The sequence below is a fragment of the Enterobacter cloacae complex sp. Mu1197 genome (assembly GCF_040059225.1).
Lineage (GTDB): Bacteria > Pseudomonadota > Gammaproteobacteria > Enterobacterales > Enterobacteriaceae > Enterobacter > Enterobacter quasiroggenkampii.
Window position 1 is genome coordinate 1,101,204 of sequence record NZ_CP157375.1, and the last position, 23,530, is coordinate 1,124,733.

The window sequence follows — 23,530 nt, forward strand, 5'->3', positions numbered from 1 at the left end:
TTTCAGCCTTCCTGCCTTCCTTGAGCGATGCCCGTTCTGGTGGTATTGTTTAGCGCTTTTGAAAAATTGAAACGACTTTTGAGGGGATTTTCGCAATGCGTATTATTCTGCTTGGCGCTCCGGGCGCGGGTAAAGGAACTCAGGCTCAGTTCATCATGGAGAAATACGGTATTCCGCAAATCTCCACCGGTGATATGCTGCGCGCCGCTGTTAAATCTGGCTCCGAGCTGGGTAAACAGGCGAAAGACATCATGGACGCAGGCAAGCTGGTGACCGACGAGCTGGTAATTGCTCTGGTCAAAGAGCGCATTGCTCAGGAAGACTGCCGTAACGGTTTCCTGCTGGACGGCTTCCCACGCACCATTCCTCAGGCTGACGCCATGAAAGAAGCGGGCATCAACGTGGACTACGTTCTGGAGTTCGACGTACCGGACGAGCTGATCGTTGACCGCATCGTTGGCCGTCGCGTACACGCTGCTTCTGGCCGCGTTTACCACATCAAATTCAACCCGCCTAAGGTTGAAGGCAAAGACGACGTTACTGGCGAAGAGCTGACCACCCGTAAAGACGATCAGGAAGAGACCGTGCGCAAGCGCCTGGTGGAATACCATCAGATGACCGCGCCGCTGATCGGCTACTACACCAAAGAAGCGCAGGCGGGTAACACCAAATACGCCAAAGTCGACGGCACCAAAGCCGTGGCTGACGTACGTGCAGAGCTGGAAAAAATCCTCGGCTAATTGCACTTCTCTCACCCGGGTCCTCCGGGTGAGAAATATTCTCATCTTACCTATTGCAGCAATGGGTTCCGTTTAAACGCATTTCCGCTACAATTGACAACCATTCAAATGGTTAAGAGGCGTGAATGAGTCAGGCGAAAACCGGCATCCTGCTTGCCAATCTGGGCACTCCAGAAGCACCTACATCAGACGCGGTAAAACGCTACCTGCGACAATTTTTAAGCGACACGCGCGTCGTGGATTTTCCGCGACTGCTGTGGTGGCCGCTGCTGCGTGGCGTCATTCTGCCGATTCGCTCTCCGCGCGTCGCCAAACTCTATCAGTCCGTATGGATGGAAGAGGGCTCGCCGCTGATGGTCTACAGCCGTCGCCAGGAAAAAGCGCTGGCTGCCCGCCTGCCGGAGATGCCCGTCGCGCTCGGCATGAGCTACGGCAAACCCTCTCTGGAAAGCGCGGTAGAATCCTTGCTGGCGCAGGGCGTGGACCATATCGTGGTGCTGGCGCTCTACCCGCAGTACTCCTGCTCGACGGTGGCCGCCGTCTGGGACGAGCTGGCGCGCATACTGGCGACCCGCCGCCGCATTCCGGGCGTGACCTTTATTCGCGACTACGCGGATAACGAGCTCTACATCAAGGCGCTTGCTAACAGCGCGCGCGCGTCGTTTGAAAAGCACGGTGAGCCGGATCTGCTGCTGCTCTCCTATCACGGGATCCCGCAGCGTTTCGCTAACGAAGGGGATGATTACCCGCAGCGCTGTCGCGATACCACCCGCGAGCTGGTCTCCGCCCTTGGCCTGCCGCCGGAGAAGGTGATGATGACCTTCCAGTCGCGCTTCGGCCGCGAGCCGTGGCTGACGCCGTACACCGATGAAACCCTCAAAATGCTCGGCGAGAAGGGCGTGAAGCATATTCAGGTGATGTCGCCGGGCTTCTCGGCAGACTGTCTGGAAACGCTGGAGGAGATCGCGGTGCAAAACCGGGAATTTTTCCTGGAGGCTGGCGGCGAAAAGTACGAGTACATTCCAGCGCTTAACGACTCGCCTGAGCATATCGACATGATGGTCTCACTGGTGACGAACAGCCGCTGATCGCACTTCGGGCCGGGTTTGTGCTACCATTCCCGGCCCATATTCTTCGTACAGTTCAGACCATGAAATTTCCCGGTAAACGTAAATCCAAACACTACTTCCCCGTCGATGCCCGCGATCCGCTCCTGCAGCAGATCCAGCCAGAAAATGAAACCAGTGCGGCGTGGGTCGTCGGTATCGATCAGACGCTGGTGGACATTGAGGCGAAAGTGGATGATGCGTTTGTCGCCCGTTACGGTCTGAGCGCCGGGCACTCGCTGGTGATTGAGGATGACGTTGCCGAAGCGCTGTACCAGGAGCTGGTGCGCGAAAACCTGATTACCCATCAGTTCGCCGGCGGTACCATCGGCAATACCATGCACAACTACTCCGTGCTGGCCGACGACCGTTCGGTACTGCTCGGCGTGATGTGCAGCAACATTGAAATCGGCGGCTACGCTTACCGCTATCTGTGCAACACCTCCAGCCGTACCGATCTGAACTATCTTCAGGGCGTCGACGGCCCGATTGGCCGCTGCTTTACGCTGATCGGCGAATCCGGCGAGCGGACCTTTGCCATCAGTCCTGGGCATATGAACAAGCTGCGCGCGGAAAGCATTCCCGAAGAGGTGATTGCGGGCGCCTCGGCGCTGGTGCTGACCTCCTACCTGGTGCGCTGCAAGCCGGGCGAGCCGATGCCTGAAGCGACCATGAAGGCGATTGAGTACGCGAAGAAGTACGACGTGCCGGTCGTTCTGACGCTGGGCACCAAATTCGTGATTGCCGATAACCCAGAGTGGTGGCAGGCGTTCCTGAAAGAGCACGTCTCGATTCTGGCGATGAACGAAGAGGAGGCCGAAGCGCTGACCGGTGAAAGCGATCCGCTGCTGGCGTCCGATAAAGCGCTGGACTGGGTGGATCTGGTGCTCTGCACCGCGGGCCCTGTCGGACTGTATATGGCCGGCTTCACGGAGGAAGAGAGCAAACGCAAAACCCAGCACCCGCTGCTGCCCGGCGCGATTGCCGAGTTCAACCAGTACGAGTTCAGCCGCGGCATGCGTTTTAAGGATTGCATTAACCCGCTGCGCATCTACTCTCACATCGCGCCATATATGGGTGGTCCGGAGAAGATCATGAACACCAATGGCGCAGGCGACGGCGCGCTGGCCGCGCTGCTGCACGACATTACCGCCAATGCCTACCACAAAACCAACGTGCCGAATTCCAGCAAGCATAAGTTCAGCTGGCTGACCTATTCGTCGCTGGCGCAGGTGTGCAAGTACGCCAACCGCGTAAGCTATCAGGTGCTGAACCAGCACTCACCGCGCTTAACGCGTGGCCTGCCAGAACGGGAAGACAGCCTCGAAGAGGCGTATTGGGATCGGTAAATGTAAAAAGGCAACGTAAGTTGCCTTTTTTAATGTTTGTTCCCTCTCCCCGTGGGAGAGGGCCAGGGTGAGGGCATCAGGCCGCACCAAACCTACCCCGTCACCGCCTCTTCAACCGGCGGTTTCTCCAGTAGCGTCAGCATGGTATTCGCAATCTCGCGCTCGCCCATCACCACCTTATCTGCACCGCGCTCGGTGATGTACTCTACCTCGTCGTCATAGTGCGCCCGGGCGATAATCTCAATCGTTGGGCACTTCGCGCGCGCGGAAGCCACAATCTCACCCGCTTCATAGCCGTTGGGTATGGTGAGCAGCAGCCAGCGGGCGCAGTCCAGATGCGCCAGATTCATGATCTCTTCGTTCGCCGCGTTGCCCAGCACCGCGCGAATACCGCGCTCGCGTAGCTCGTCGACGCGGGTGCGTGAGGTTTCAATCACCACCAGCGGAATGCCCTGCGCCATCAGCTTCTCGCCGAGCAGGCTGCCCACGCGGCCAAAGCCGACCAGCAGGGCGTGATTGCAGATATCCACCGGGATCTGCTTCTCTTCTTCGATGGCCTCTTCGAGCGTCTGCTCTTCCAGCGTTTCGGTTTTGTCGAGGTATTTTTCCAGCAGGGCAAACAGGACCGGGTTCAGCATAATCGACAGGATCGCCCCCGCCAGCACCAGGTTTTGCCCGGCCTGCGGCAGCAGGTTCAGGGCCATGCCCAGACCGGCCAGAATAAAGGCGAACTCGCCAATCTGCGCCAGGCTGGCGGCAATGGTCAGCGCCGTCCGCGGGGAGTGACCGAACATTCGCACCAGGAAGAAGGCAGCGAGCGACTTACCAAAAATAATGATCGCCAGCGTGCCCAGCACGGCCAGCGGCTGCTGGATCAGCACCAGCGGGTCAAACAGCATTCCGACGGAGACGAAGAATAGCACGGCAAACGCATCGCGCAGCGGCAGCGTATCGTGCGCCGCACGGTGGCTCAGCTCGGATTCGTTCAGCACCATTCCGGCGAAGAACGCGCCCAGGGCAAAGGAGACATCAAACAGCTCAACGGCACCAAAGGCGATGCCCAGCGCCAGCGCCAGCACGGAGAGGGTGAACAGCTCGCGGGAGCCGGTCGCCGCGCTGCGGGACATGATCCATGGTACCAGACGGCGGCCCACCAGCATCATGATGGCGATAAACGCCACCACTTTACCGATGGTGATGCTCATATCCAGCGCCAGCGAGGCGAAGCCGACGTTGTCTTTTTCCATCATTCCGGCGACGGCGGGCAGCAGCACCAGCGTCAGGACCATGACCAGATCTTCAACAATCAGCCAGCCAATCGCGATCTGCCCGCGCTGGCTGTCAATCAGCTGTCTCTCCTCAAGCGCGCGCAGCAGCACCACGGTACTGGCGGTTGAGAGACACAGCCCAAATACGATACCGGTCATTAACGACCAGCCCAGCACGGCCGAAAGCGCCATCCCAAGCAGCGTCGCCACCCCTATCTGGGCGATCGCTCCCGGTATGGCAATCGACTTTACCGCCATCAAATCCTTCAGGGAAAAGTGCAGACCGACGCCAAACATCAGCAGAATCACGCCCAATTCCGCCAGTTCAGGGGCCAGTTTGGTATCCGCAACGAAACCTGGCGTAAACGGTCCCGCCAGCACACCTGCCAGCAGATAGCCGACAAGAGGAGAAATACGCAGTTTATTGGCAATCATGCCGAGGATAAAAGCGAGCACAAGTCCACCAACAATGGTGGTGATAAGCGGTGTGGCGTGGTGCATTCCGTCTCCTTTCGTTGTGGGTGTTCCTTTTTGGTGAAAAACCAAAAAACCGAGTAATAGTTTATGACAATTTTTACTCTTATGTTTATGAATAATTGTTGAAGTTTGAATAAAACAGCAATATGCGCGTAAAAAAGCGCATTTTGATAAATTCAGAGAGAGGAGAAAGAAGAAACCCTTATGGCATCAGGGTGTCAGGCAGCCAACGTCACACTTTGGCTGCCCGTAATTCACGCTTTGTGGCGGTTATCAGGCAGGAATATGGTCAACATCCCAAGAAGTGGCAGGAAAGCGCAGATTTTATAAACCAGGAAGATGCTGGTGTGATCCGCAACCATTCCTAACACCGCTGCACCCAGCCCGCCCATGCCGAAGGCAAAACCGAAAAACAGTCCGGAAACCATACCGATACGGCCAGGCAGCAGCTCCTGGGCATAGACCAGAATGGCGGAAAACGCGGAGGCGAGAATAAAACCAATAATCACGGTTAAAATTCCCGTCCATTCAAGGCTGGCGTACGGCAAAATGAGGGTAAAGGGCGCCACGCCGAGGATAGAGCCCCAAATGACATATTTACGCCCAATCTTATCCCCCACAGGCCCGCCAATGACCGTACCGGCCGCAACGGCGAACAGGAAGGCAAACAGGTGGATCTGCGCATTTTGTACCGATAATCCGAATTTTTGCATCAGATAAAAGGTGTAATAGCTGCTGATGCTCGCCATATAGAAGTATTTCGAGAAAATCAGCACCAGCAGGACGGCTACCGCCAGGATAACCTTATTGCGCGGCAGGGGATTGATAACCTTCGCTTTAGGTTTTCCTTTATTGACGCGATGCTGAGCGGCATACCAGCGGCTAATCTGCGCCAGCACAATAATCGCCAGCAGCGCAGCCAGCACAAACCACGCCACGTTGCCTTTACCGTAAGGGGCAATGATGACTGCGGCCAGCAGCGGGCCGAGAGAGCTACCAAAGTTACCGCCCACCTGGAAAAGTGACTGCGCCAGGCCGTGGCGACCACCGGACGCCATCCGCGCCACGCGGGAGGACTCCGGATGGAACACGGACGAGCCGGTACCCACCAGCGCGGCGGCGATCAGCACGGCTTCAAAGCTCCCGGCCATGGCGAGCAGCACCAGACCGCTTAGGGTAAAGCACATGCCGATCGGCAGCGACCACGGCATCGGGTATTTATCCGTCCAGTAGCCCACCACCGGCTGCAGCAGCGAGGAAGCCAGCTGGAAGGTCAGGGTGATCATCCCGATCTGCACGAAGGTTAACGAAAACTCGGACTGCAGTAGCGGATAAATTGCCAGAATCAACGACTGGATCATGTCGTTGAGCAGGTGTGAAAGACTGATTGCCCCTAAGACTTTAAAGGAGGTGCGCGAAGCCGGCGCGCCCGGAACGGGCTGGGTTGATTCACTGATTGCCATAAATACCACGTTTTGTTAGCAGAAGTGCAGGGAGTAATTATTATCCGACTAACATACCTGCCTGCGACATTTGAAGAAAGTCGCAATTATGAAAACTTATTTGTCTATTCTTATTAGTCACTGTAATTTCTGCCTTTGTCTATTGGTCAGGGAGAGAGAAGATGAAGTTAATGAAGCGGGGCGTCGCGCTGGCGCTCATCGCAGCGTGGGGGCTGGTAAGCCTGCCCGCGCAGGCGTATGAAAAAGACAAAACCTATAAAATTACCATTCTGCATACCAACGACCACCACGGTCATTTCTGGCGCAGTGAATACGGCGAATATGGCCTCTCGGCACAAAAAACGCTGGTGGACGGCATTCGTAAAGAGGTCGCAGCCCAGGGCGGCAGCGTGCTGTTGCTCTCAGGCGGCGATATCAACACCGGCGTGCCGGAATCCGATTTGCAGGACGCCGAACCCGACTTTCGCGGCATGAATCTGATTGGCTACGACGCGATGGCCGTCGGTAACCATGAATTTGATAATCCGCTGACCGTACTCCGTCAGCAGGAAAAATGGGCCAAATTCCCGTTCCTCTCCGCCAATATTTACCAGAAAAGTACCGGCGAGCGCCTGTTTAAGCCGTGGGCGCTGTTTAAGCGTCAGGATCTGAAGATCGCGGTCATCGGCTTAACCACCGACGATACGGCGAAAATTGGCAACCCTGAGTTCTTCACCGATATCGAATTCCGCAAACCGGCAGACGAAGCGAAGCTGGTGATTCAGGAGCTGCAGCAAAACGAAAAGCCGGACGTGATTATCGCCACCACGCACATGGGGCACTACGACAACGGTGAGCACGGCTCTAACGCGCCCGGTGACGTGGAGATGGCGCGCAGCCTGCCTGCGGGCTCGCTGGCGATGATTGTGGGTGGTCACTCACAGGATCCGGTGTGCATGGCATCCGAGAACAAAAAGCAGGTGGACTACGTCCCGGGCACGCCGTGTGCGCCAGACCGTCAAAACGGTATCTGGATTGTGCAGGCGCACGAGTGGGGCAAATACGTGGGGCGGGCAGACTTTGAGTTCCGTAACGGCGAGATGAAGCTGGTCCACTACCAACTCATCCCGGTCAACCTGAAGAAGAAAGTCACTTACCCTGACGGGAAAAGCGAGCGCGTACTTTACACCCCAGAGATTCCAGAAAACCAGCAGATGCTCTCCCTGCTGACGCCGTTCCAGAACAAAGGCAAAGCGCAGCTGGATGTTAAAATCGGTACGCTGAACGGTCGTCTGGAGGGGGACCGCAGTAAAGTTCGCTTCGTGCAGACCAACATGGGCCACCTGGTGCTCGCGGCGCAAATGGCGCGCACCGGGGCTGATTTTGGCGTGATGAGCGGCGGCGGCATTCGTGATTCCATCGAAGGCGGAAACATCACCTATAAAGACGTTCTGAAGGTGCAGCCGTTCGGTAACGTGGTGGTCTATGCCGACATGAGCGGGAAGGAGGTTGTTGAGTACCTGACCGCCGTGGCGCAGATGAAGCCGGATTCCGGGGCCTATCCGCAGTTTGCCAACGTGAGCTTCGTAGCGAAAGACGGCAAGCTTAACGACCTGAAGATCAAAGGCGAACCGATTGACCCGGCGAAAACCTACCGTCTGGCGACGTTAAGCTTTAACGCTACCGGTGGCGACGGCTATCCGCATATTGATAATAAACCGGGATACGTGAACACCGGCTTTATCGACGCGGAAGTGCTGAAGCAGTATATCGAGCAGAATTCGCCGATTGACGTGAATGCGTATGAGCCGAAAGGTGAGGTGAGCTGGCAGTAGTGCCGTTGTGTTGCCCGGTGGCGCTGCGCTTACCGGGCCTACGGGTGCAAAATGTAGGCCGGGTAAGGCGTAGCCGCCACCCGGCTTTTTTTACTCCCGGCGGGCAATATCCGCAAACTTCGCGTCCAGCATTTTCGCCAGATCGCCCGCGGCAAGCTCAATGTCCAGCCCGCGTTTGCCGCCGGAGATAAAGATGGTCTCAAACTCCTGTGAAGGGGCATCGATCAGCGTCGGCAGGCGTTTTTTCTGCCCGAGTGGACTGATGCCGCCCACCAGGTAGCCCGTGGTGCGCTGCGCAACCATCGGATCCGCCATATCCACCTTCTTCGCCCCCAGCGCTTTGGCGACCTTCTTTAGATCCAGCTGTCCTGCCACGGGCGTCACCGCGACGGCGAGGTGCTTCATATCGCCGTTCACCGCCACCAGCAGCGTTTTATAAACCTGGTCAGCGTTCAGCCCCAGCTTACGCACCACTTCATCACCAAAGTTGGTTTCATTCGGATCGTGATCGTAGGTGTGGATCCGGAAAGAAATGTTGTTTTTTTCGAGTAATTTAACGGCGGGAGTCATAGCTATCCTTCTTACGACAGACAAATCATGCCAACAGCATACGCCTGACGTTTGTCTAAAAAATAGCACCATCTTGCGCAATAGTGTTGGCAGTGATGGTCACTTTGAGCGACAATCGGCTCAACCGAAGGTCTCCTTCGGCATAATAAAAACGATGAAATTCCTCTTTGACGGGCCAATAGAAATATTGGCCATTTTTTTATTTCAGCAACGACGGCAAGTTCCCTTCTCCGTACAAATGTAACGCCCCGACCGCCACCACGTAACGCCCCGCAGGTAAGGCATGCAGCGTCTGCCGCCAGGCTTTATTACGCGCATTCATCAGCACATCATACAGCGATTCGCTGAACGTCGACGGTAACGCCAGCCTGCCGTCCGCGGGCGGCGCATCCAGCCACCAGCCAATCATGGTTTGCAGCAGGCGCGCGTTGGTGTGCCAGTGGGTCAGCGTATCATCCAGCAACATCAGACCGTCGTCGGGAAGCTGTCGCAGGAGCGCAATCTGGCTGTCCGTTCCTTCCAGCTCGATGATGGGCAAACTGCGCGCCCTTGCCACGTTCAGCAGCTGGTAATCAATGCCATAATCACCGCGCAGGCCCAGACGCTGCGCCTGCGTAGCCTGCAATACCATCGCGATTTGCCAGAGCGGCAGGGTGTCAATCATGGAGAGCGAGACGCCGGTTTCCTCGGCGACGCGCGTCAGTTCCGCAAGCTGGGTTTCATCCAGGCGCTCCGCCAGGGTGAGATCGCTCTCGAGCCCGGCAAACGGTGACTCCTGACCCGAAATGTCCGCCTCAACGACCAGCGCATCGGCGTGTTTCAGCAGTTTAATCAGGCCGGGAGGCAGGGGAGACATATCCTGCGTGCCCATATGGATGCTGCCGACCAGGTGCAGGTGTTGCCCGCCGGGAAGCGAAATATCCAGACCGGGCCAGGCGTAACGGCGAGGGAAAAGGGCGCGAAACGATGTTTTTATACGATGAAACAGACCCATACGCGCTCCATAAACGGAAAGGTTCATGCTAGCGCGTACGGGTACAAGGTTCAATCCTTCGGTTTAAACCGCAACAGTCGGTTGGCGTTGCTGACCACGGTGATGGAGGAGAGCGCCATCGCCGCACCCGCGACGACCGGATTAAGCAGCGTGCCGGTCAGCGGCCACAAAATACCGGCAGCAATCGGAATACCGAGCGAGTTGTAGATAAACGCCCCCAGCAGGTTCTGCTTCATGTTGCGCAGTGTAGCTTTCGAAATAGCCAGCGCATCGGCCACGCCCATAAGGCTGTGGCGCATCAGCGTGATGGCCGCGGTTTCGATGGCCACGTCGCTCCCGCCGCCCATTGCGATCCCCACATCCGCCTGGGCCAGCGCCGGGGCATCGTTGATGCCGTCGCCGACCATCGCCACCTGACGGCCCTGACGTTGCAGGTTTTTAATGGCGTCCGCTTTGCCGTCCGGCAGTACGCCCGCAATCACCTCATCAATACCGGCTTCTTTCGCGATGGCGTTGGCGGTGGTCGGGTTATCCCCGGTCAACATCACCAGACGATATCCCGCACGGTGCAGGCGCTGTAAGGCATCCACGCTGTCCTGGCGAAGCGGATCGCGCACGGCCAGCAGCGCGGCGGCTTTGCCATCCACCGCCAGCAGAACCGGGGTGGCGCCCTGTGACGCCTGCGTTTTAAGCTCGTTTTCCAGCGCGGCGGTATCAATACCGTTTTCATTGAGCAATGCCTGGTTGCCCAGCAGCAGCGCGTGGCCTTCTGCTTCACCGCTCACGCCGAGTCCGCGCAGGGTGCGGAAGTTGCTCACCTGCGGCAGGGCAGATGCATTGGCTTTATCGAGAATGGCGCGCGCCAGCGGATGGCTGGAGCCTTGCTCCAGCGCGGCGGCGAGACGCAGCGCGTCCTCTTCCGTAATGCCCACGGTGTGGACGGCGACCACCTGCGGTTTACCTTCCGTCAGCGTGCCGGTTTTATCAAACACCAGCGTGTCCAGGGTGCTGGCCCGCTGCAGCGCGTCCGCATCCCGCACCAGCACGCCAAATTCGGCCGCGCGGCCTACGCCGGAGATAATCGACATCGGCGTCGCCAGACCAAGGGCGCAAGGGCAGGCGATGATCAGCACCGTGGTGGCGATCACCAGGGTATACACAATCTGCGGCGCCGGGCCGAAGAAGTACCAGATCGCCGCACTCAGCAGGGCAATGCCGACCACAACCGGCACAAAAATGGCCGAGATTTTATCAGCAAGCTGGCCAATTTCCGGCTTGCTGCTCTGCGCCTGGCGCACCATGCGGATAATACGCGACAGCGTCGTGTGGCTGCCGACGGCGCTGGCGGTGAACAGCACGCTGCCGTCCTGCACGACCGTACCGGCATGCACGGCGTCGCCGTCTGATTTCTGCTGAGGGATAGGCTCCCCGGTCAGCATCGCTTCATCCAGCCAGGCTTCGCCCTGGGTTATCTTGCCGTCAACGGGAACCCGGTCGCCGGTGGTCAGGCGCAGCGTCATGCCGGGCTGAACCTCGGCCAGCGGAACGCTTTTTTCCCCTTCGTCCGTGACCACGCGTGCCGTCGGTGGGGTTAAATCGAGCAATCTTTCCAGCGCTTTCGAGGAGCGCTGGCGGGCGCGGGCTTCCAGCATATGGCCTAAGTTAATCAGGCCGATAATCATCGCGCTCGCTTCGTAATAGAGATGCCGCGCTTCCATCGGGAACCACTGGGGCCAGACGTTCACGCTCATCGAATAGAGCCACGCCGCGCCGGTCCCGAGGGCGACCAGGGTATCCATCGTCGCGGTACGATTTTTCAGGCTCTTCCAGGCGCTGGTATAGAAATGTCCGCCTGCCAACACCATCACCGCAAGGGTAATCAAACCAATCACCAGCCACAGCGTGCGGTTGTCGTCGGTGACCATCATGTTGTCGCCGAGCATGCCCCACACCATCACCGGAATACCGACCAGCAGGGCGACAATCGCCTGCCAGCGAAAGCGCTTCATGGTGGCGATAGCCGTTTCCTGCTGGCGCTCGCGGCGCTCGGCATCATCTTCGATGGCCTCCGCGCCGTAGCCCGCTTTTTCAACGGCCTGCACTAACTCTGCGGCGGAGGCGCTGCCCATTACCAGCGCAGTGCGCTCCGCAAGATTCACCCGTGCCTGCGCGACGCCCGGTACCGCCTGCAGGGCGTTTTGTACCCGGGAGACGCAGCTGGCGCAGCTCATGCCGTTGATCAGCAGCTGTTGGCTGTCATCAATATCATCCGCTGCCGGAAGATCAGGAGTGGCCGCTGTCAGTGCTTCCGACGGGGATGATGACTCTGCCAGCGGTTTAGCCTTTGGGTGGCTTAACTCCGCCCCGTAACCGGCCTGCTTGATGGTATCGATCAGCGCATCCGCGCTGGCGCTGCCGGTCACGGCCGCATGATCGATAGTCACGTCAGCGCTTTCCACATCAGGGCGCTGTTCCAGGCTTTCTTTAACGCGTTTGACGCAGTGGCCGCAGGAGAGGCCGTCCAGCGTCAGGTCAATAGTGTGAGACATAACAAAACTCCCGTATAATATTTTGGTCAGTTGTTGACCGGAGTAACGCTTTTCACTAACTGTTATGAAGGTTAAACCTTCCATCAAGGGGAAGGTCAAGGGGGAAATGTGAATATCAGTGATGTGGCAAAAAAAACCGGCTTAACCAGCAAAGCGATTCGCTTTTATGAAGAGAAGGGACTGGTGACGCCGCCGCTGCGCAGTGAAAACGGCTACCGTAGCTACACGCAGCTGCATCTGGATGAACTGACGCTGCTGCGCCAGGCAAGACAGGTCGGTTTTAATCTGGAAGAGTGCGGCGAGCTGGTTAACCTGTTCAACGATCCAAAGCGTCACAGCGCCGACGTGAAAAAACGCACGCTGGAAAAGGTGGCCGAAATTGAACGCCACATCGTCGAGCTACAGGCGATGCGCGAACAGCTGCTGCAGCTCGCGGCGTCCTGTCCGGGGGATGACAGCGCCGACTGCCCGATTATCGATAATCTTGCCGGCTGCTGCCACCGCAAAACCCACGCTTAGCAGGCTTTTACCCGCAGGGTAATGCCCTCCACCGCGATGACCTCCACCCGCGTGCCGGCGCTGAGGTCATCGTCGGCCACCACCGGCCACGAACTGTCACCTACCCGCATGTGCCCACGTCCGTTCACCAGCGTGCTGTCGAGCGTAAAACGCTTGCCGACAATCTGCTGCCCGCGCTGGTTAAGGTGGGCGTCCACCGGTTTCTGCTCGTTAACCCGCCGGTTGAGCCAGCGCCACCACAGCCAGGCGGCCACCAGCGTCAGCACGGCAAACAGCGCGCCCTGCCACGCCCACTCCAGGGGAAGGATCCAGACCAGAAGACCGGTAATGACGGCGGCTACACCGCTCCAGAGCAGGTAGCCATTGCCGCCCAGCATCTCCGCCGCCAGCAATAAGCCGCCGAGGCTTAGCCAGAAGGCATGAGGATGTGCAACGATGAGCTCAATCATTTTTTACGCTCGTTTCCGCTGTCCTTGATCAGTTCGGCTATGCCCGCGATAGAGCCCATCAGGCTGCTGGCATCCAGCGGCATCATCACCACTTTGCTGTTGTTCGCCGACCCAATCTCTTTCAGCGCGTCGGTATATTTTTGCGCGACAAAGTAGTTCACGGCCTGAATATCACCGGCGGCAATCGCCTCGGACACCATCTGGGTCGCGCGGGCTTCCGCTTCGGCGGAACGCTCACGCGCTTCCGCCTGTAAGAACGCGGACTGACGATCACCTTCCGCTTTCAGGATCTGCGACTGTTTTTCCCCTTCCGCTTTGAGGATCTCCGCCTGGCGCACCCCTTCGGCTTCCAGAATATAGGCGCGCTTGGTTCGCTCGGCTTTCATCTGGGCGTTCATGGAGGCGATCAGCTCCGCCGGCGGGCGCACGTCGCGGATCTCGATGCGGGTAACTTTGATCCCCCACGGGTTTGTAGCCTCGTCGACAATGTGCAGCAGGCGGGTGTTGATGCTGTCGCGCTGGGAAAGCATCTCGTCCAGCTCCATCGAGCCGAGCACGGTACGGATGTTGGTCATCGTCAGGTTGACGATCGCCAGCTCCAGGTTGCTGACCTCATAGGCCGCTTTCGGCGCGTCAATCACCTGAATAAAGCAGACGGCGTCGATGGTGACGTTGGCGTTATCCTTGGAGATCACTTCCTGGGACGGAATGTCCAGAACCTGCTCCATCATGTTGATCTTGCGACCAATTCTGTCCATGAACGGAACAATCAGGCTTAAGCCTGGCTGGAGTGTATTGGTGTATCGGCCGAAACGCTCGACGGTCCACTGATAACCCTGAGGGACAATTTTGACGCCGGCGCCCACGATAACCAGCGCAACGAAAATAAGGACGGGAACAACGATAAGCATAAAAACCTCCTGTTTTGCATGCTGTGGCGAGTGAAAGTGTGTGTTTATTGCTCGTAAGTATAGGTAAAGTCAGAGATGAATCCATCACCCGCTTCAGCAATGGCTTTCGATAATCCCTGGTAGTAATTCTCCAGCCCCAGCGCTTCGATACGCTGGATCTGTTCGCGAATGGGGGCGCAGAACAGAACGGCATTCCCCGCTTCAACGCGTTTGTTATTCGGTGGAAGGTCGCCCGCGATGGCTTTAAACCAGGTTCTGATGCCCTGCTTTAAATTATGCGGCGCTTTTGCCAGGTTATCCATGCCCGTCAGGATCTGCAGAGTCGGGAACTCATCGGCCAGCACGGCGGTTTTCATGCGCGCAAAGAACTGGCTGAACAGCTCGAACGAGCCCAGATCGGTGACGCGGGGCTTGGTGGTTTTACCGTTTTTATTGCCGATTTTACCTGCCGCTGATGCCGCGGCCGGAACCGCGTTCACCTTTTCCAGCTCCAGTCCGAACAGCAAATTGCAGTGCGCGCGGCGCGCTTTCAGCGGGTAGGACATCAGGACGTCAATGAACTGTGTGGCTTTCACATCCGCAAGATTGTGGTTGATAAGCCACTGGGTGCGTGAAAATTCCGCCGGAGAGACGAACCAGTCCGGCACCTCATTGAAGCGTTTTGATTTGCCTTCACCGTCAAATTCAAGGAAGTGTGTTCCGTTGTCGAAGGCGAAATAGCAATTTTTGAAGCTGCCGATCGTGGTGTTCACGATGAGCGCCTTCTTAACAAAGTCCACCACCTCTGCACCTATCACAAAACGCGTGAGCTCCGACGATTTGATGACTTCCATTAATGTTTCGACATCAGGAACACCAGGCTTCAGGGAGGGAAACTCATAAAAGATATGTGCCATGTCGCATACTTCCTGTAGTGATGGAGGTGACAATTTGCAAACAAAAAGTTTAACACTTGCTTCAGCGTGAGGCTATTCGCGCTGTGCGGGCGAAAGGATTATGCTACAGGCGGTTATTACACGAAGCGGTCAACGGAAGCGCGATGAACGATAAAAGAAACGTATTACTGCTCAGGGATGTCGGATTTCGAGTCGGGGAAAACACGATCCTGCAGCACGTCGGGTTTAGCCTGTCGCCGGGCGAGTTTAAATTAATCACGGGTCCCTCAGGCTGTGGTAAAAGCACGCTGCTGAAGATTGTGGCGTCACTCCTCAGCCCGACGGAGGGCGCCATTCTGTTTGAAGGCGAGGATATCGCCTCGCTTTCTCCGGAAAGCTATCGCCAGCAGGTCTCGTACTGCGTGCAAACGCCCGTGCTTTTTGGCGATACGGTCTATGACAACCTGATTTTCCCGTGGCAAATCCGCAATAAAACGCCGGAGCCGGAAAAGTTTATCCAGGATCTGGCCCGCTTTGGCCTGGCGCAGGAGACGCTGAGCAAATCCATCAACGCGCTGTCGGGCGGAGAAAAGCAGCGGGTCTCGCTGATCCGCAACCTGCAGTTTTTACCGAAGGTGTTGTTGCTGGACGAAATCACCAGCGCGCTCGATGACGTCAACAAGCGCAACGTTAACGAGATTATTCATCGTTACGCCCGGGAGCAGAACATTGCCGTGCTGTGGGTGACGCACGACGCTAACGAAATAACCCATGCGGATGACGTTATTACGCTCCAGCCGCACGGCGGGAAAATGCAGGAGGCAAACCGTGGGTGAACACAACATTACCAACGAATCGCTGGCCTTTTCGATGGTGCTGGTGCTGATTGCGATTGTGGTCAGCTACCGCGAAAAGCTTGGGCTGGAAAAAGATATCGTATGGAGTATCTGCCGCGCGGTGATTCAGCTCATCATCGTCGGCTATGTGCTGAAGTATATCTTCAACGTTAACCACGCGGTGCTGACGCTGCTGATGGTGCTCTTTATCTGCTTTAACGCGGCGTGGAATGCGCAAAAGCGCAGTAAATACATCGATAAGGCGTTTATTTCATCGTTTATCGCGATTACCACCGGAACGGCGCTCACGCTGGCGGTGCTGGTACTTTCCGGCTCGATTGAGTTTACGCCGATGCAGGTTATCCCTATTTCCGGGATGATTGCGGGGAACGCGATGGTGGCCGTTGGGCTCTGTTATAACAACCTCGGCCAGCGTTTCAGCAGCGAACAGCAGCAGCTGCAGGAGAAACTAAGCCTGGGGGCAACGCCAAAAGTGGCCTCGGCGCGGCTGATTCGCGAGAGCATTCGCTCATCGCTGATCCCTACGGTAGATTCTGCCAAAACGGTGGGGCTGGTGAGCCTGCCGGGCATGATGTCGGGGCTGATTTTTGCCGGTATCGATCCGGTAAAAGCGATTAAGTATCAGATCATGGTGACGTTTATGCTGCTTTCCACGGCAAGCCTGTCCACCATCATTGCCTGCTACCTGACCTATCGGAAGTTCTACAACGCGCGTCACCAGCTGGTGGTGACGCAGTTGAAAAAGGTGCGGTGATTGTGCCGGGCGGCACTGCGTTTGCCCGGCCTACGATTCGTGCTTTTGTAGGCCCGGTAAGGCGAAGCCGTCACCGGGCAAAGTGCATCAATACAACAACGCGTAAAGCTGACGACGATACTTCGACGCCAGCGCGTCTCCGGTGCCGAGCGCGGCCAGGATCTCCTGGAACATCTTGCGCGCCTGACCGTCTGCGGCGGCTAAATCTTTTTGCAGATGGCTGAAGAGCAGCTCAAGCGCTTCTTCGTTACGCCCCACCTGATGCAGCTGCAGCGCCAGCTGGCTTGCCAGCGCGGCGTCCGCCGGGTTGTCGGCAACCTGCTGCTGCAGCTGCTGAATTTCCGGGGTATCCGCCGCCTGCTTAAGCAGCTCAATTTGTGCAACCAGCCCCTGATAGCGGGTGTCCTGATCCTGCAGCGGAACCGTCTTGAGTACGGCTTCCGCGTCTTCTGAGCGGTGCAGGGCGATCTGCGTCTCCGCCAGCAGCAGGCCAATCTGACTGTTCTGTTTTGACAGCTGCCACGCCTCTTTGAGCAGCGGCAGCGCCTCGTCGTATTTGCCTTCCTGCATCAGCGCCATGCCTTCCTGCGCTTTCAGCTCTTCTTCGCGCGGCAGCACCTTATCCAGCAGGGCGCGGATAGCATCTTCCGGCTGTGGCCCCTGGAAGCCATCAACAGGCTGGCCGTTCTGGAACAGATAGACGGTAGGAATGGCGCGCAGACCAAACTGAGACGCGACCATCGGCTCGGCGTCACAGTCCAGCTTCGCGAGAATGAATTGACCGTTGTACTGGGCGGCAAGGCTTTCCAGCACCGGCGTCAGCTGCAGACAGTGTTGGCTACGTTCAGACCAGAAGTAGAACAGGACCGGTTTGGTCATCGACTGTTCAAGCGTCTGTTGCAGGTTAGCTTCTGTGATATTGACGATATTCTGTACGGACATGCGGCTTTCTCTTTTGTCGGTTTGTTCTTTACATGGGGATGCGCGTCGGCGCTTCAACTCAACCGTGTAAAATTTTGTCCATTATCCGGCCCGGCAGCAGGCGTTTTAACCAGCCGACGGCATGGGTGACCAGCGTCACCGGATAGCGCATTTTGGGATGTTCACTCTCAAAAGCATGGCGCACTTTGGCTACCACCGCCTCTGGCCCGAGGGTAAAACGTGCGGCGATGCCGGGGTTCTCGACTGGTTTATCCGCCTGCGTCTGGTTAACGTTTTCGGTAAAGCGGGTGCGGATCGGGCCGGGTTCAATCAGGCTGACCTTAATGCCGCTGTGGCGTAACTCCATACGCAGGGCGTCGGACCAGGCCTCCAGCGCATATTTGCTGGCGGCGTAGGCGCCGCGGCCCGGGGTGGAAATTAGCCCCATCACCGACGACGTCATCACGATGCGCCCTTCACCGTGCGGCAGCATCGCGGGGAGCAGACGCATGGTGAGCTGATGCACGCCGAAAAAGTTGGTCGAAAACTGCTTCTCCAGCGTTTCGCGGGAGAGGGTATCCAGCGGGCCATACACGCCGTAGCCGGCATTATTAAACAGGCCGTACAGACGATTACCGGTCAGTGCGATCACCTCGTCCGCGGCGCGCTCAACGCTCTCCGGCGAGTCCATATCCAGCAGCACGCCGGTAAAGCCCAACCCGTTCATGCGTTCGACATCGTCGGGTTTGCGGCAGGCCGCCAGAACCCGAAACCCCTGGCGCTTTAATTCGAGCGCGCTTTCCAGGCCGATTCCGCTGGAACATCCTGTAATTAAGACCGATTTTTGCATAACTTTACCTGTCAGGATCTCCGCTTAATCAGGAGTCATGTTTAACTAAAGGAGCCAGCCGCGTTGCCATCCAGTCGGCAATAAACGGCTGCGCATCGCGATTGGGGTGGATCCCGTCGTCTTGCATCCACTGGGGTTTGAGATAGACCTCTTCCATGAAAAATGGCAGCAGCGGAATATCAAACTCTTTGGCAAGCTTGGGGTAGATCGCGCTAAAGGCCTCATTATACCGGCGACCGTAGTTGGCGGGCAGGCGAATTTGCATCAGCAGCGGCTGGGCGTTTGCCGCCTTGATGTCCTGCAAAATGGTGCGCAGCGTATCCTCCGTTTGCTGAGGCTGGAAACCGCGCAGGCCATCATTACCGCCAAGCTCAACCAGCACCCACCGTGGCTGATGCTGTTTGAGCAGCGCAGGCAGGCGCGACAGCCCCTGCTGCGAGGTGTCGCCGCTAATGCTGGCGTTGATTACAGCCGTTTTGCTCTGCCATTTGTCATTAAGCAGGGCGGGCCAGGCCGCGCTGGCCGCCATACGATAGCCTGCGCTCAGGCTGTCGCCGAGAACCAGTAACGTGTCCGCTGCCGCCGCGCGGAAAGTCATCAGAATCAAAAACAGGAAGGGCAAATGCCAGCGGAAAACAGTGTTGAAGTTCATCATCTTAAGAAGTCCGTCGGTCAGGGGGAGCACGAGCTTTCCATCCTTACCGGAGTTGAACTCGTTGTCAAACGCGCTGAAACCATTGCGCTGATTGGCGAATCCGGTTCCGGTAAGTCCACGCTGCTGGCGATTTTAGCCGGTCTGGACGACGGCAGCAGCGGTGAGGTCCACCTTGTCGGGCAGCCGCTGCATCAGCTTGATGAAGAGGCGCGGGCCGCGCTGCGCGCGCGTCACATTGGTTTTGTCTTTCAGTCCTTTATGCTGATCCCGACCCTGAACGCCCTGGAAAACGTCGAGCTCCCGGCGCTGCTGCGCGGTGAAAATAGCCGTGAAAGCCGCGCTCACGCGAAGGCGCTGCTGGAACAGCTCGGTCTGGGGAAACGTCTCGACCATCTTCCCGCCCAGCTTTCCGGCGGTGAGCAGCAGCGCGTGGCGCTGGCCCGCGCGTTTAACGGCCGCCCTGAGGTGCTGTTTGCCGATGAGCCTACCGGCAACCTTGACCGTAAAACCGGCGACAGGATTGCCGACCTGCTGTTTTCGCTCAACCGCGAGCACGGCACGACGCTTATCCTCGTGACCCACGATCCGCAGCTCGCGGCGCGCTGCGACCGTCGCCTGCGGCTGGTCAACGGTGTTCTGCAGGAGGAAGCATGATTACCCGCTGGTTCTGGCGCGAGTGGCGCTCGCCCTCGCTGCTGATTGTCTGGCTGGCGCTCAGCCTGGCGGTGGCCTGCGTGCTGGCGCTCGGCAGCGTCAGTGACCGCATGGAAAAAGGGCTCAGCCAGCAGAGCCGGGAGTTTATGGCGGGAGACAGGGCGCTGGAAAGCTCCCGCCCCGTGCCGCCGGACTGGATTGAAGCAGCGCGCAAAGAAGGGCTGAAGGTGGGAGAGCAGCTCACCTTCCAGACCATGACCTTCGCGGGCGACACGCCGCAGCTGGCGAGCGTCAAGGCCGTCGATGATATCTACCCGATGTACGGTGATTTGCAGACCCGCCCGCCGGGATTAAAGCCGACGCCCGGTACGGTGCTGCTGGCATCGCGTCTGATGGCGCTGCTGAACCTGAAACCCGGCGACAGTATCGACGTCGGTGACGCTACCCTCAGGATTGCCGGGGAAGTGGTGCAGGAGCCCGACGGCGGATTTAACCCGTTCCAGCTTGCGCCGCGTCTGCTGATGAACACCGCGGATGTCGCGGCCACCCATGCGGTACAGCCGGGCAGCCGCGTTACCTGGCGCTATAAATTTGGCGGCACGCCCGCCCAGCTTGACGCGTATGAAAAATGGCTTCTGCCGCAGCTCAAACCGGAACACCGCTGGTACGGGCTGGAGCAGGACGAGGGGGCGCTCGGTAAATCTCTGGAGCGCTCTCAGCAGTTCCTGCTGCTGTCGGCCCTGTTGACCCTGCTGCTGGCGGTGGCGGCGGTGGCCGTCGCGATGGGGCACTACTGCCGCAGCCGCTACGACCTGGTGGCGATCCTCAAAACCCTCGGGGCGGGCCGGGCGCAGCTGCGCAAGCTGATCGTCGGCCAGTGGCTGATGCTGCTGGTCCTGTCGGCGCTGACCGGCGGAATAATGGGGCTGCTGTTTGAAAAACTGCTGATGGTGATGCTAAAACCGGTGCTCCCGGCCGCATTGCCGCCGGCCAGTCTCTGGCCGTGGTTGTGGGCGATGGGCGCGATGACGGTGATCTCGGTGCTGGTGGGGCTCCGGCCTTACCGCCTGCTGCTCGCCACGCAGCCGCTGCGCGTGCTTCGCAATGATGTCGTGGCGAACGTCTGGCCGCTGAAGTTCTACCTTCCGGTGATTATTGCGGTGGCGGTGGGGCTGCTGGCGTGGCTGATGGGCGGCAGCACGCTGCTGTGGGCGGTGCTGGCCGGGGCGGTTGTGCTGGCGCTGCTGTGCGGCGTGCTGGGCTGGATACTGCTTAACCTCCTGAAAAGGGTGACGGTAAAATCCCTGCCCGTGCGCCTGGCGGTTAACCGTCTGCTGCACCAGCCCTGGTCTACGCTCAGCCAGCTGTCGGCGTTCTCGCTGTCGTTTATGCTGCTGGCGCTGCTGCTGGTGCTGCGCGGCGATCTGCTCGATCGCTGGCAGCAGCAGCTTCCGCCGGAAAGCCCGAACTATTTCCTGATCAATATCGCCCCTGAGCAGGTTACGCCGCTGAAGGGCTTCCTGGCGGAGCATCACATCATCCCTGAGTCGTTCTATCCCATCGTTCGCGCGCGTCTGACGCAGATCAACGGGCAGCCAACGGAGGGGAACAAGGACGAGTCGCTGAACCGCGAGCTGAACCTCACCTGGCAGGAGAAACGCCCTGACCACAATCCGATAACCGCCGGCACCTGGCCGCCGAAAGCGGGAGAGGTGTCGATGGAGGAGGGGCTGGCGACGCGCCTGAACGTGAAGCTGGGAGACAGCGTCACCTTCACAGGGGATACCCAGGATTTCACCGCGAAAGTGACCAGCCTGCGTAAAGTGGACTGGGAAAGCCTGCGGCCCAACTTCTTCTTTATCTTCCCGCCGGGGGCGCTGGACGGGCAGCCCCAGAGCTGGCTGACCAGCTTCCGCTGGGAAAACGGTAACGGCATGTTGACCCAGCTTAACCGGGAGTTTCCGACGGTCAGCCTGCTGGATATTGGGGCGATCCTGAAGCAGGTGGGGCAGGTGCTGGAGCAGGTGAGCCGCGCGCTGGAGATGATGGTGGTGCTGGTGACGATCTGCGGCGTGCTGTTGCTGCTGGCCCAGGTGCAGGTGGGCATGCGCCAGCGCCATCAGGAGCTGGTGGTATACCGCACGCTGGGGGCCGGTAAGCGGCTGCTGCGAATGACGCTCTGGAGCGAGTTTGCGCTGTTGGGGCTGGTGGCCGGTCTGGTGGCCGCCATTGGCGCAGAGACGGCGCTGGCGGTGCTGCAGACAAAGGTCTTCGACTTCCCGTGGGAGCCTGACTGGCGTCTTTGGTTGATCCTGCCTCTGTGCGGCACTGCGCTGCTTTCTCTCTGCGGAGGCTGGCTCGGCACGCGGCTGTTAAAGGGCAAAGCCCTGTTCCGTCAGTTTGCGAGTTGATTTAGTATGGTGATAATTACGCACCGGATTTTTATGCCGGTGCGTAGTGTTTAAATAGCACAAAGTGATAATACCCACTCATTTAGTAGCACAAAACATTAAAAACCCAACCACACAGCCCGATTATTTCCAGTTAATATTCACCCGCTAAATATTTAGCAGCGTGTCTATTAAGGAAAAATAATGACTATAAAAAAATCAGCGCTTGCGGCAACGATCGGCGCGGCAGTGGCATTAACGACCTTCGCTTCTCAGGCGGAAATCACCGTTCTTAAGCAGGATCCTCAGGCGGGTAACCCGCTGAGCCGCCTGAACTTCACCGTTGGCGGTAGTATTCGTCCTCAGTTCCAGAACATGACCGGCGACGACGGTAAAAACAGCTACAAGCGTAACGGCTTTGACGGCGGCACCCGTTTCCGTTTCGCTGCAGATTACTACCTGTTTGATGACATCAGCTGGATCAGCTACTACGAGCTGGGTGTGAACATTCCTGCGCAGTTTAACTGGGATCACCACTACGCCGAAGGCGCACACGACACCACGCGTCGTATGCTCTACACCGGTCTGAAGAGCGACACCTGGGGTACGCTGACCTTCGGTCAACAGAACAGCGTTTACTATGATGTGGTGGGCGCGAAAACCGATATCTGGGACTACGACATGATCGCTCAGGCGCCAGGTAACGGGATCAACGGCGACTACGACGGTTCTTACCGTTCACGCCAGATGCTGAAATATAAGAAAACCGTGGGCGATGCTGATATTTATGCATCCTACCTGTTTGAAGACAGCGAATACCTGCCGGGCAACGGCCTGCGCTACAAGCGTAAAGGCGGCGGTTCACTGGGCCTGGATTACCACCTGACTACCGACCTGACCTGGGGCGCCGCGTGGAACTACACCCGCGCCGACATGCGTAACCCGGACAACGGCGACAGCAAAACCTACGACCAGAACATTCTCGGTACCGCGCTGAGCTGGACCCCGGACAACTGGACCTTCTCCGCAGGCGGCGGCTGGTACCAGAACTTCCTGACCACCAAAAAAGTGTCTGTTAACGATTACTTTGCGGGCGACGCGTGGGGTATTGAGTACTTCGCAGGTTATAAATTCCCAATCGGTCAGTATGCGGTTAAATCCATCCAGCCTTACTTCATGGGTGACCGCATTGAGTACGTGAACGGCCGTAACTACCAGCGCATCGACAACGGCGTGGGTATCAGCTTCCAGCTGGATTACGGTTTCCGCGTGGATTACGAACACGTGTTCACTTCCAGCACCGACAACCTGGGCGACATGAACCTGGTGCGTCTGCGTTACGACTTCTAAGCCGTCTGTTCCCCG

The 23,530-nt window shown here is 58.0% G+C and carries 21 protein-coding genes; 10 read left to right on the top strand and 11 right to left on the bottom strand.

Annotated features, from left to right (window positions below):
• Positions 1-95: 95 nt before the first annotated feature.
• The 3 genes from adk to ABFV38_RS05160 all read left to right on the top strand — a co-directional run bounded on the left by adk (position 96) and on the right by ABFV38_RS05160 (position 3,195).
• The gene (gene adk, locus ABFV38_RS05150; RefSeq protein ID WP_006809841.1) at positions 96-740 is read left to right on the top strand and encodes an adenylate kinase; all 645 of its coding nucleotides are present in this window, start codon (positions 96-98) and stop codon (positions 738-740) included.
• A 125-nt stretch (positions 741-865) separates the two neighbouring features.
• Complete coding sequence (gene hemH, locus ABFV38_RS05155) at positions 866-1,828, top strand: ferrochelatase (RefSeq protein WP_045909746.1); 963 nt, start codon at positions 866-868, stop codon at positions 1,826-1,828.
• 62 nt (positions 1,829-1,890) lie between these two features.
• The gene (locus ABFV38_RS05160) at positions 1,891-3,195 is read left to right on the top strand and encodes an inosine/guanosine kinase (RefSeq protein ID WP_023616310.1); all 1,305 of its coding nucleotides are present in this window, start codon (positions 1,891-1,893) and stop codon (positions 3,193-3,195) included.
• Between the two features lie 92 nt (positions 3,196-3,287).
• Here ABFV38_RS05160 and ybaL read toward each other — a convergent pair whose 3' ends face one another.
• Together ybaL and ABFV38_RS05170 are read right to left on the bottom strand one after the other, a co-directional pair.
• Positions 3,288-4,964: a YbaL family putative K(+) efflux transporter gene (ybaL, locus tag ABFV38_RS05165; protein ID WP_045909744.1), complete on the bottom strand. Its 1,677-nt coding sequence runs from the start codon at positions 4,962-4,964 to the stop codon at positions 3,288-3,290.
• Between the two features lie 230 nt (positions 4,965-5,194).
• A complete protein-coding gene (locus tag ABFV38_RS05170; RefSeq protein WP_021241625.1) occupies positions 5,195-6,403 on the bottom strand; it encodes an MFS transporter in 1,209 nt (402 codons plus the stop codon).
• A 161-nt stretch (positions 6,404-6,564) separates the two neighbouring features.
• On the opposite strand from ABFV38_RS05170, the gene ushA reads away from it, so the two are divergent.
• Positions 6,565-8,217: a bifunctional UDP-sugar hydrolase/5'-nucleotidase UshA gene (gene ushA / locus ABFV38_RS05175; protein WP_235404417.1), complete on the top strand. Its 1,653-nt coding sequence runs from the start codon at positions 6,565-6,567 to the stop codon at positions 8,215-8,217.
• A gap of 90 nt (positions 8,218-8,307) precedes the next feature.
• Here the strand turns inward: ushA and ybaK are convergent, their stop codons facing one another.
• The 3 genes from ybaK to copA all read right to left on the bottom strand — a co-directional run bounded on the left by ybaK (position 8,308) and on the right by copA (position 12,330).
• Positions 8,308-8,787: a Cys-tRNA(Pro)/Cys-tRNA(Cys) deacylase YbaK gene (gene ybaK, locus ABFV38_RS05180; protein WP_059311188.1), complete on the bottom strand. Its 480-nt coding sequence runs from the start codon at positions 8,785-8,787 to the stop codon at positions 8,308-8,310.
• A gap of 199 nt (positions 8,788-8,986) precedes the next feature.
• On the bottom strand, positions 8,987-9,781 hold the full coding sequence (locus tag ABFV38_RS05185; RefSeq protein ID WP_063621001.1) for a TraB/GumN family protein: 795 nt from the start codon (positions 9,779-9,781) through the stop codon (positions 8,987-8,989).
• A gap of 50 nt (positions 9,782-9,831) precedes the next feature.
• A complete protein-coding gene (gene copA / locus ABFV38_RS05190; protein WP_348958700.1) occupies positions 9,832-12,330 on the bottom strand; it encodes a copper-exporting P-type ATPase CopA in 2,499 nt (832 codons plus the stop codon).
• Positions 12,331-12,438: 108 nt separating this feature from the next.
• Between copA and cueR the strand changes: the two genes are divergently transcribed.
• Positions 12,439-12,849, top strand: a complete 411-nt coding sequence (cueR, locus tag ABFV38_RS05195; RefSeq protein WP_045909739.1) for a Cu(I)-responsive transcriptional regulator — start codon at positions 12,439-12,441, stop codon at positions 12,847-12,849.
• Here cueR and ABFV38_RS05200 read toward each other — a convergent pair.
• From ABFV38_RS05200 to ABFV38_RS05210, 3 genes are read right to left on the bottom strand one after another with little or no spacing between them, the layout of a single operon-like run.
• Complete coding sequence (locus ABFV38_RS05200) at positions 12,846-13,298, bottom strand: NfeD family protein (protein ID WP_048225940.1); 453 nt, start codon at positions 13,296-13,298, stop codon at positions 12,846-12,848. The two genes, cueR and ABFV38_RS05200, sit on opposite strands and share 4 nt — an antisense overlap.
• Complete coding sequence (locus ABFV38_RS05205) at positions 13,295-14,209, bottom strand: SPFH domain-containing protein (RefSeq protein ID WP_008499312.1); 915 nt, start codon at positions 14,207-14,209, stop codon at positions 13,295-13,297. The genes ABFV38_RS05200 and ABFV38_RS05205 overlap by 4 nt, the downstream gene beginning before the upstream one ends.
• 44 nt (positions 14,210-14,253) lie before the next feature.
• Positions 14,254-15,105: a hypothetical protein gene (locus tag ABFV38_RS05210; protein WP_045909737.1), complete on the bottom strand. Its 852-nt coding sequence runs from the start codon at positions 15,103-15,105 to the stop codon at positions 14,254-14,256.
• Positions 15,106-15,248: 143 nt separating this feature from the next.
• On the opposite strand from ABFV38_RS05210, the gene fetA reads away from it, so the two are divergent.
• Together fetA and fetB are read left to right on the top strand one after the other, a co-directional pair.
• Positions 15,249-15,920 carry an iron ABC transporter ATP-binding protein FetA gene (fetA, locus tag ABFV38_RS05215; protein ID WP_048030129.1) on the top strand — a complete coding sequence of 224 codons (672 nt, stop codon included), beginning with the start codon at positions 15,249-15,251 and terminating at the stop codon, positions 15,918-15,920.
• Positions 15,913-16,695 carry an iron export ABC transporter permease subunit FetB gene (fetB, locus tag ABFV38_RS05220; RefSeq protein WP_348958703.1) on the top strand — a complete coding sequence of 261 codons (783 nt, stop codon included), beginning with the start codon at positions 15,913-15,915 and terminating at the stop codon, positions 16,693-16,695. The genes fetA and fetB overlap by 8 nt, the downstream gene beginning before the upstream one ends.
• Positions 16,696-16,782: 87 nt before the next feature.
• On the opposite strand, the gene ABFV38_RS05225 is transcribed toward fetB, so the two are convergent.
• Genes ABFV38_RS05225 through tesA form a run of 3 tightly spaced genes read right to left on the bottom strand, consistent with a single transcriptional unit; the run spans position 16,783 to position 19,118 of the window.
• Complete coding sequence (locus ABFV38_RS05225; RefSeq protein ID WP_048030131.1) at positions 16,783-17,637, bottom strand: co-chaperone YbbN; 855 nt, start codon at positions 17,635-17,637, stop codon at positions 16,783-16,785.
• Between the two features lie 58 nt (positions 17,638-17,695).
• Positions 17,696-18,466 carry an SDR family oxidoreductase gene (locus tag ABFV38_RS05230; RefSeq protein WP_023617270.1) on the bottom strand — a complete coding sequence of 257 codons (771 nt, stop codon included), beginning with the start codon at positions 18,464-18,466 and terminating at the stop codon, positions 17,696-17,698.
• A 28-nt stretch (positions 18,467-18,494) separates the two neighbouring features.
• Complete coding sequence (gene tesA, locus ABFV38_RS05235; RefSeq protein ID WP_348959403.1) at positions 18,495-19,118, bottom strand: multifunctional acyl-CoA thioesterase I/protease I/lysophospholipase L1; 624 nt, start codon at positions 19,116-19,118, stop codon at positions 18,495-18,497.
• Here tesA and ybbA point away from each other — a divergent pair.
• The 3 genes from ybbA (at position 19,089) to ABFV38_RS05250 (ending at position 23,515) form a co-directional block, all read left to right on the top strand.
• A complete protein-coding gene (gene ybbA, locus ABFV38_RS05240) occupies positions 19,089-19,775 on the top strand; it encodes a putative ABC transporter ATP-binding protein YbbA (RefSeq protein ID WP_044597066.1) in 687 nt (228 codons plus the stop codon). The genes tesA and ybbA overlap by 30 nt on opposite strands.
• Positions 19,772-22,186, top strand: a complete 2,415-nt coding sequence (gene ybbP / locus ABFV38_RS05245) for a putative ABC transporter permease subunit YbbP (protein ID WP_348958706.1) — start codon at positions 19,772-19,774, stop codon at positions 22,184-22,186. The genes ybbA and ybbP overlap by 4 nt, the downstream gene beginning before the upstream one ends.
• Positions 22,187-22,369: 183 nt before the next feature.
• Entirely contained in the window at positions 22,370-23,515 is a 1,146-nt protein-coding gene (locus tag ABFV38_RS05250; RefSeq protein ID WP_048030137.1) for a porin, read from the top strand.
• Positions 23,516-23,530: the final 15 nt, after the last annotated feature.

What these genes read in the sequence shown, in the direction of transcription:
- ABFV38_RS05185 (WP_063621001.1), bottom strand. Translation starts at nt 9,781, where the DNA reads ATGGGTCTGTTTCATCGTATAAAAACATCGTTTCGCGCCCTTTTCCCT.
- ABFV38_RS05160 (WP_023616310.1), top strand. Translation starts at nt 1,891, where the DNA reads ATGAAATTTCCCGGTAAACGTAAATCCAAACACTACTTCCCCGTCGAT.
- ABFV38_RS05205 (WP_008499312.1), bottom strand. Translation starts at nt 14,209, where the DNA reads ATGCTTATCGTTGTTCCCGTCCTTATTTTCGTTGCGCTGGTTATCGTG.
- adk (WP_006809841.1), top strand. Translation starts at nt 96, where the DNA reads ATGCGTATTATTCTGCTTGGCGCTCCGGGCGCGGGTAAAGGAACTCAG.
- ybaL (WP_045909744.1), bottom strand. Translation starts at nt 4,964, where the DNA reads ATGCACCACGCCACACCGCTTATCACCACCATTGTTGGTGGACTTGTG.
- hemH (WP_045909746.1), top strand. Translation starts at nt 866, where the DNA reads ATGAGTCAGGCGAAAACCGGCATCCTGCTTGCCAATCTGGGCACTCCA.
- ABFV38_RS05210 (WP_045909737.1), bottom strand. Translation starts at nt 15,105, where the DNA reads ATGGCACATATCTTTTATGAGTTTCCCTCCCTGAAGCCTGGTGTTCCT.
- ABFV38_RS05200 (WP_048225940.1), bottom strand. Translation starts at nt 13,298, where the DNA reads ATGATTGAGCTCATCGTTGCACATCCTCATGCCTTCTGGCTAAGCCTC.
- ybbA (WP_044597066.1), top strand. Translation starts at nt 19,089, where the DNA reads ATGCCAGCGGAAAACAGTGTTGAAGTTCATCATCTTAAGAAGTCCGTC.
- ABFV38_RS05250 (WP_048030137.1), top strand. Translation starts at nt 22,370, where the DNA reads ATGACTATAAAAAAATCAGCGCTTGCGGCAACGATCGGCGCGGCAGTG.
- copA (WP_348958700.1), bottom strand. Translation starts at nt 12,330, where the DNA reads ATGTCTCACACTATTGACCTGACGCTGGACGGCCTCTCCTGCGGCCAC.
- fetA (WP_048030129.1), top strand. Translation starts at nt 15,249, where the DNA reads ATGAACGATAAAAGAAACGTATTACTGCTCAGGGATGTCGGATTTCGA.
- ushA (WP_235404417.1), top strand. Translation starts at nt 6,565, where the DNA reads ATGAAGTTAATGAAGCGGGGCGTCGCGCTGGCGCTCATCGCAGCGTGG.
- tesA (WP_348959403.1), bottom strand. Translation starts at nt 19,118, where the DNA reads ATGAACTTCAACACTGTTTTCCGCTGGCATTTGCCCTTCCTGTTTTTG.
- ABFV38_RS05230 (WP_023617270.1), bottom strand. Translation starts at nt 18,466, where the DNA reads ATGCAAAAATCGGTCTTAATTACAGGATGTTCCAGCGGAATCGGCCTG.
- ABFV38_RS05225 (WP_048030131.1), bottom strand. Translation starts at nt 17,637, where the DNA reads ATGTCCGTACAGAATATCGTCAATATCACAGAAGCTAACCTGCAACAG.
- ybaK (WP_059311188.1), bottom strand. Translation starts at nt 8,787, where the DNA reads ATGACTCCCGCCGTTAAATTACTCGAAAAAAACAACATTTCTTTCCGG.
- ABFV38_RS05170 (WP_021241625.1), bottom strand. Translation starts at nt 6,403, where the DNA reads ATGGCAATCAGTGAATCAACCCAGCCCGTTCCGGGCGCGCCGGCTTCG.
- ybbP (WP_348958706.1), top strand. Translation starts at nt 19,772, where the DNA reads ATGATTACCCGCTGGTTCTGGCGCGAGTGGCGCTCGCCCTCGCTGCTG.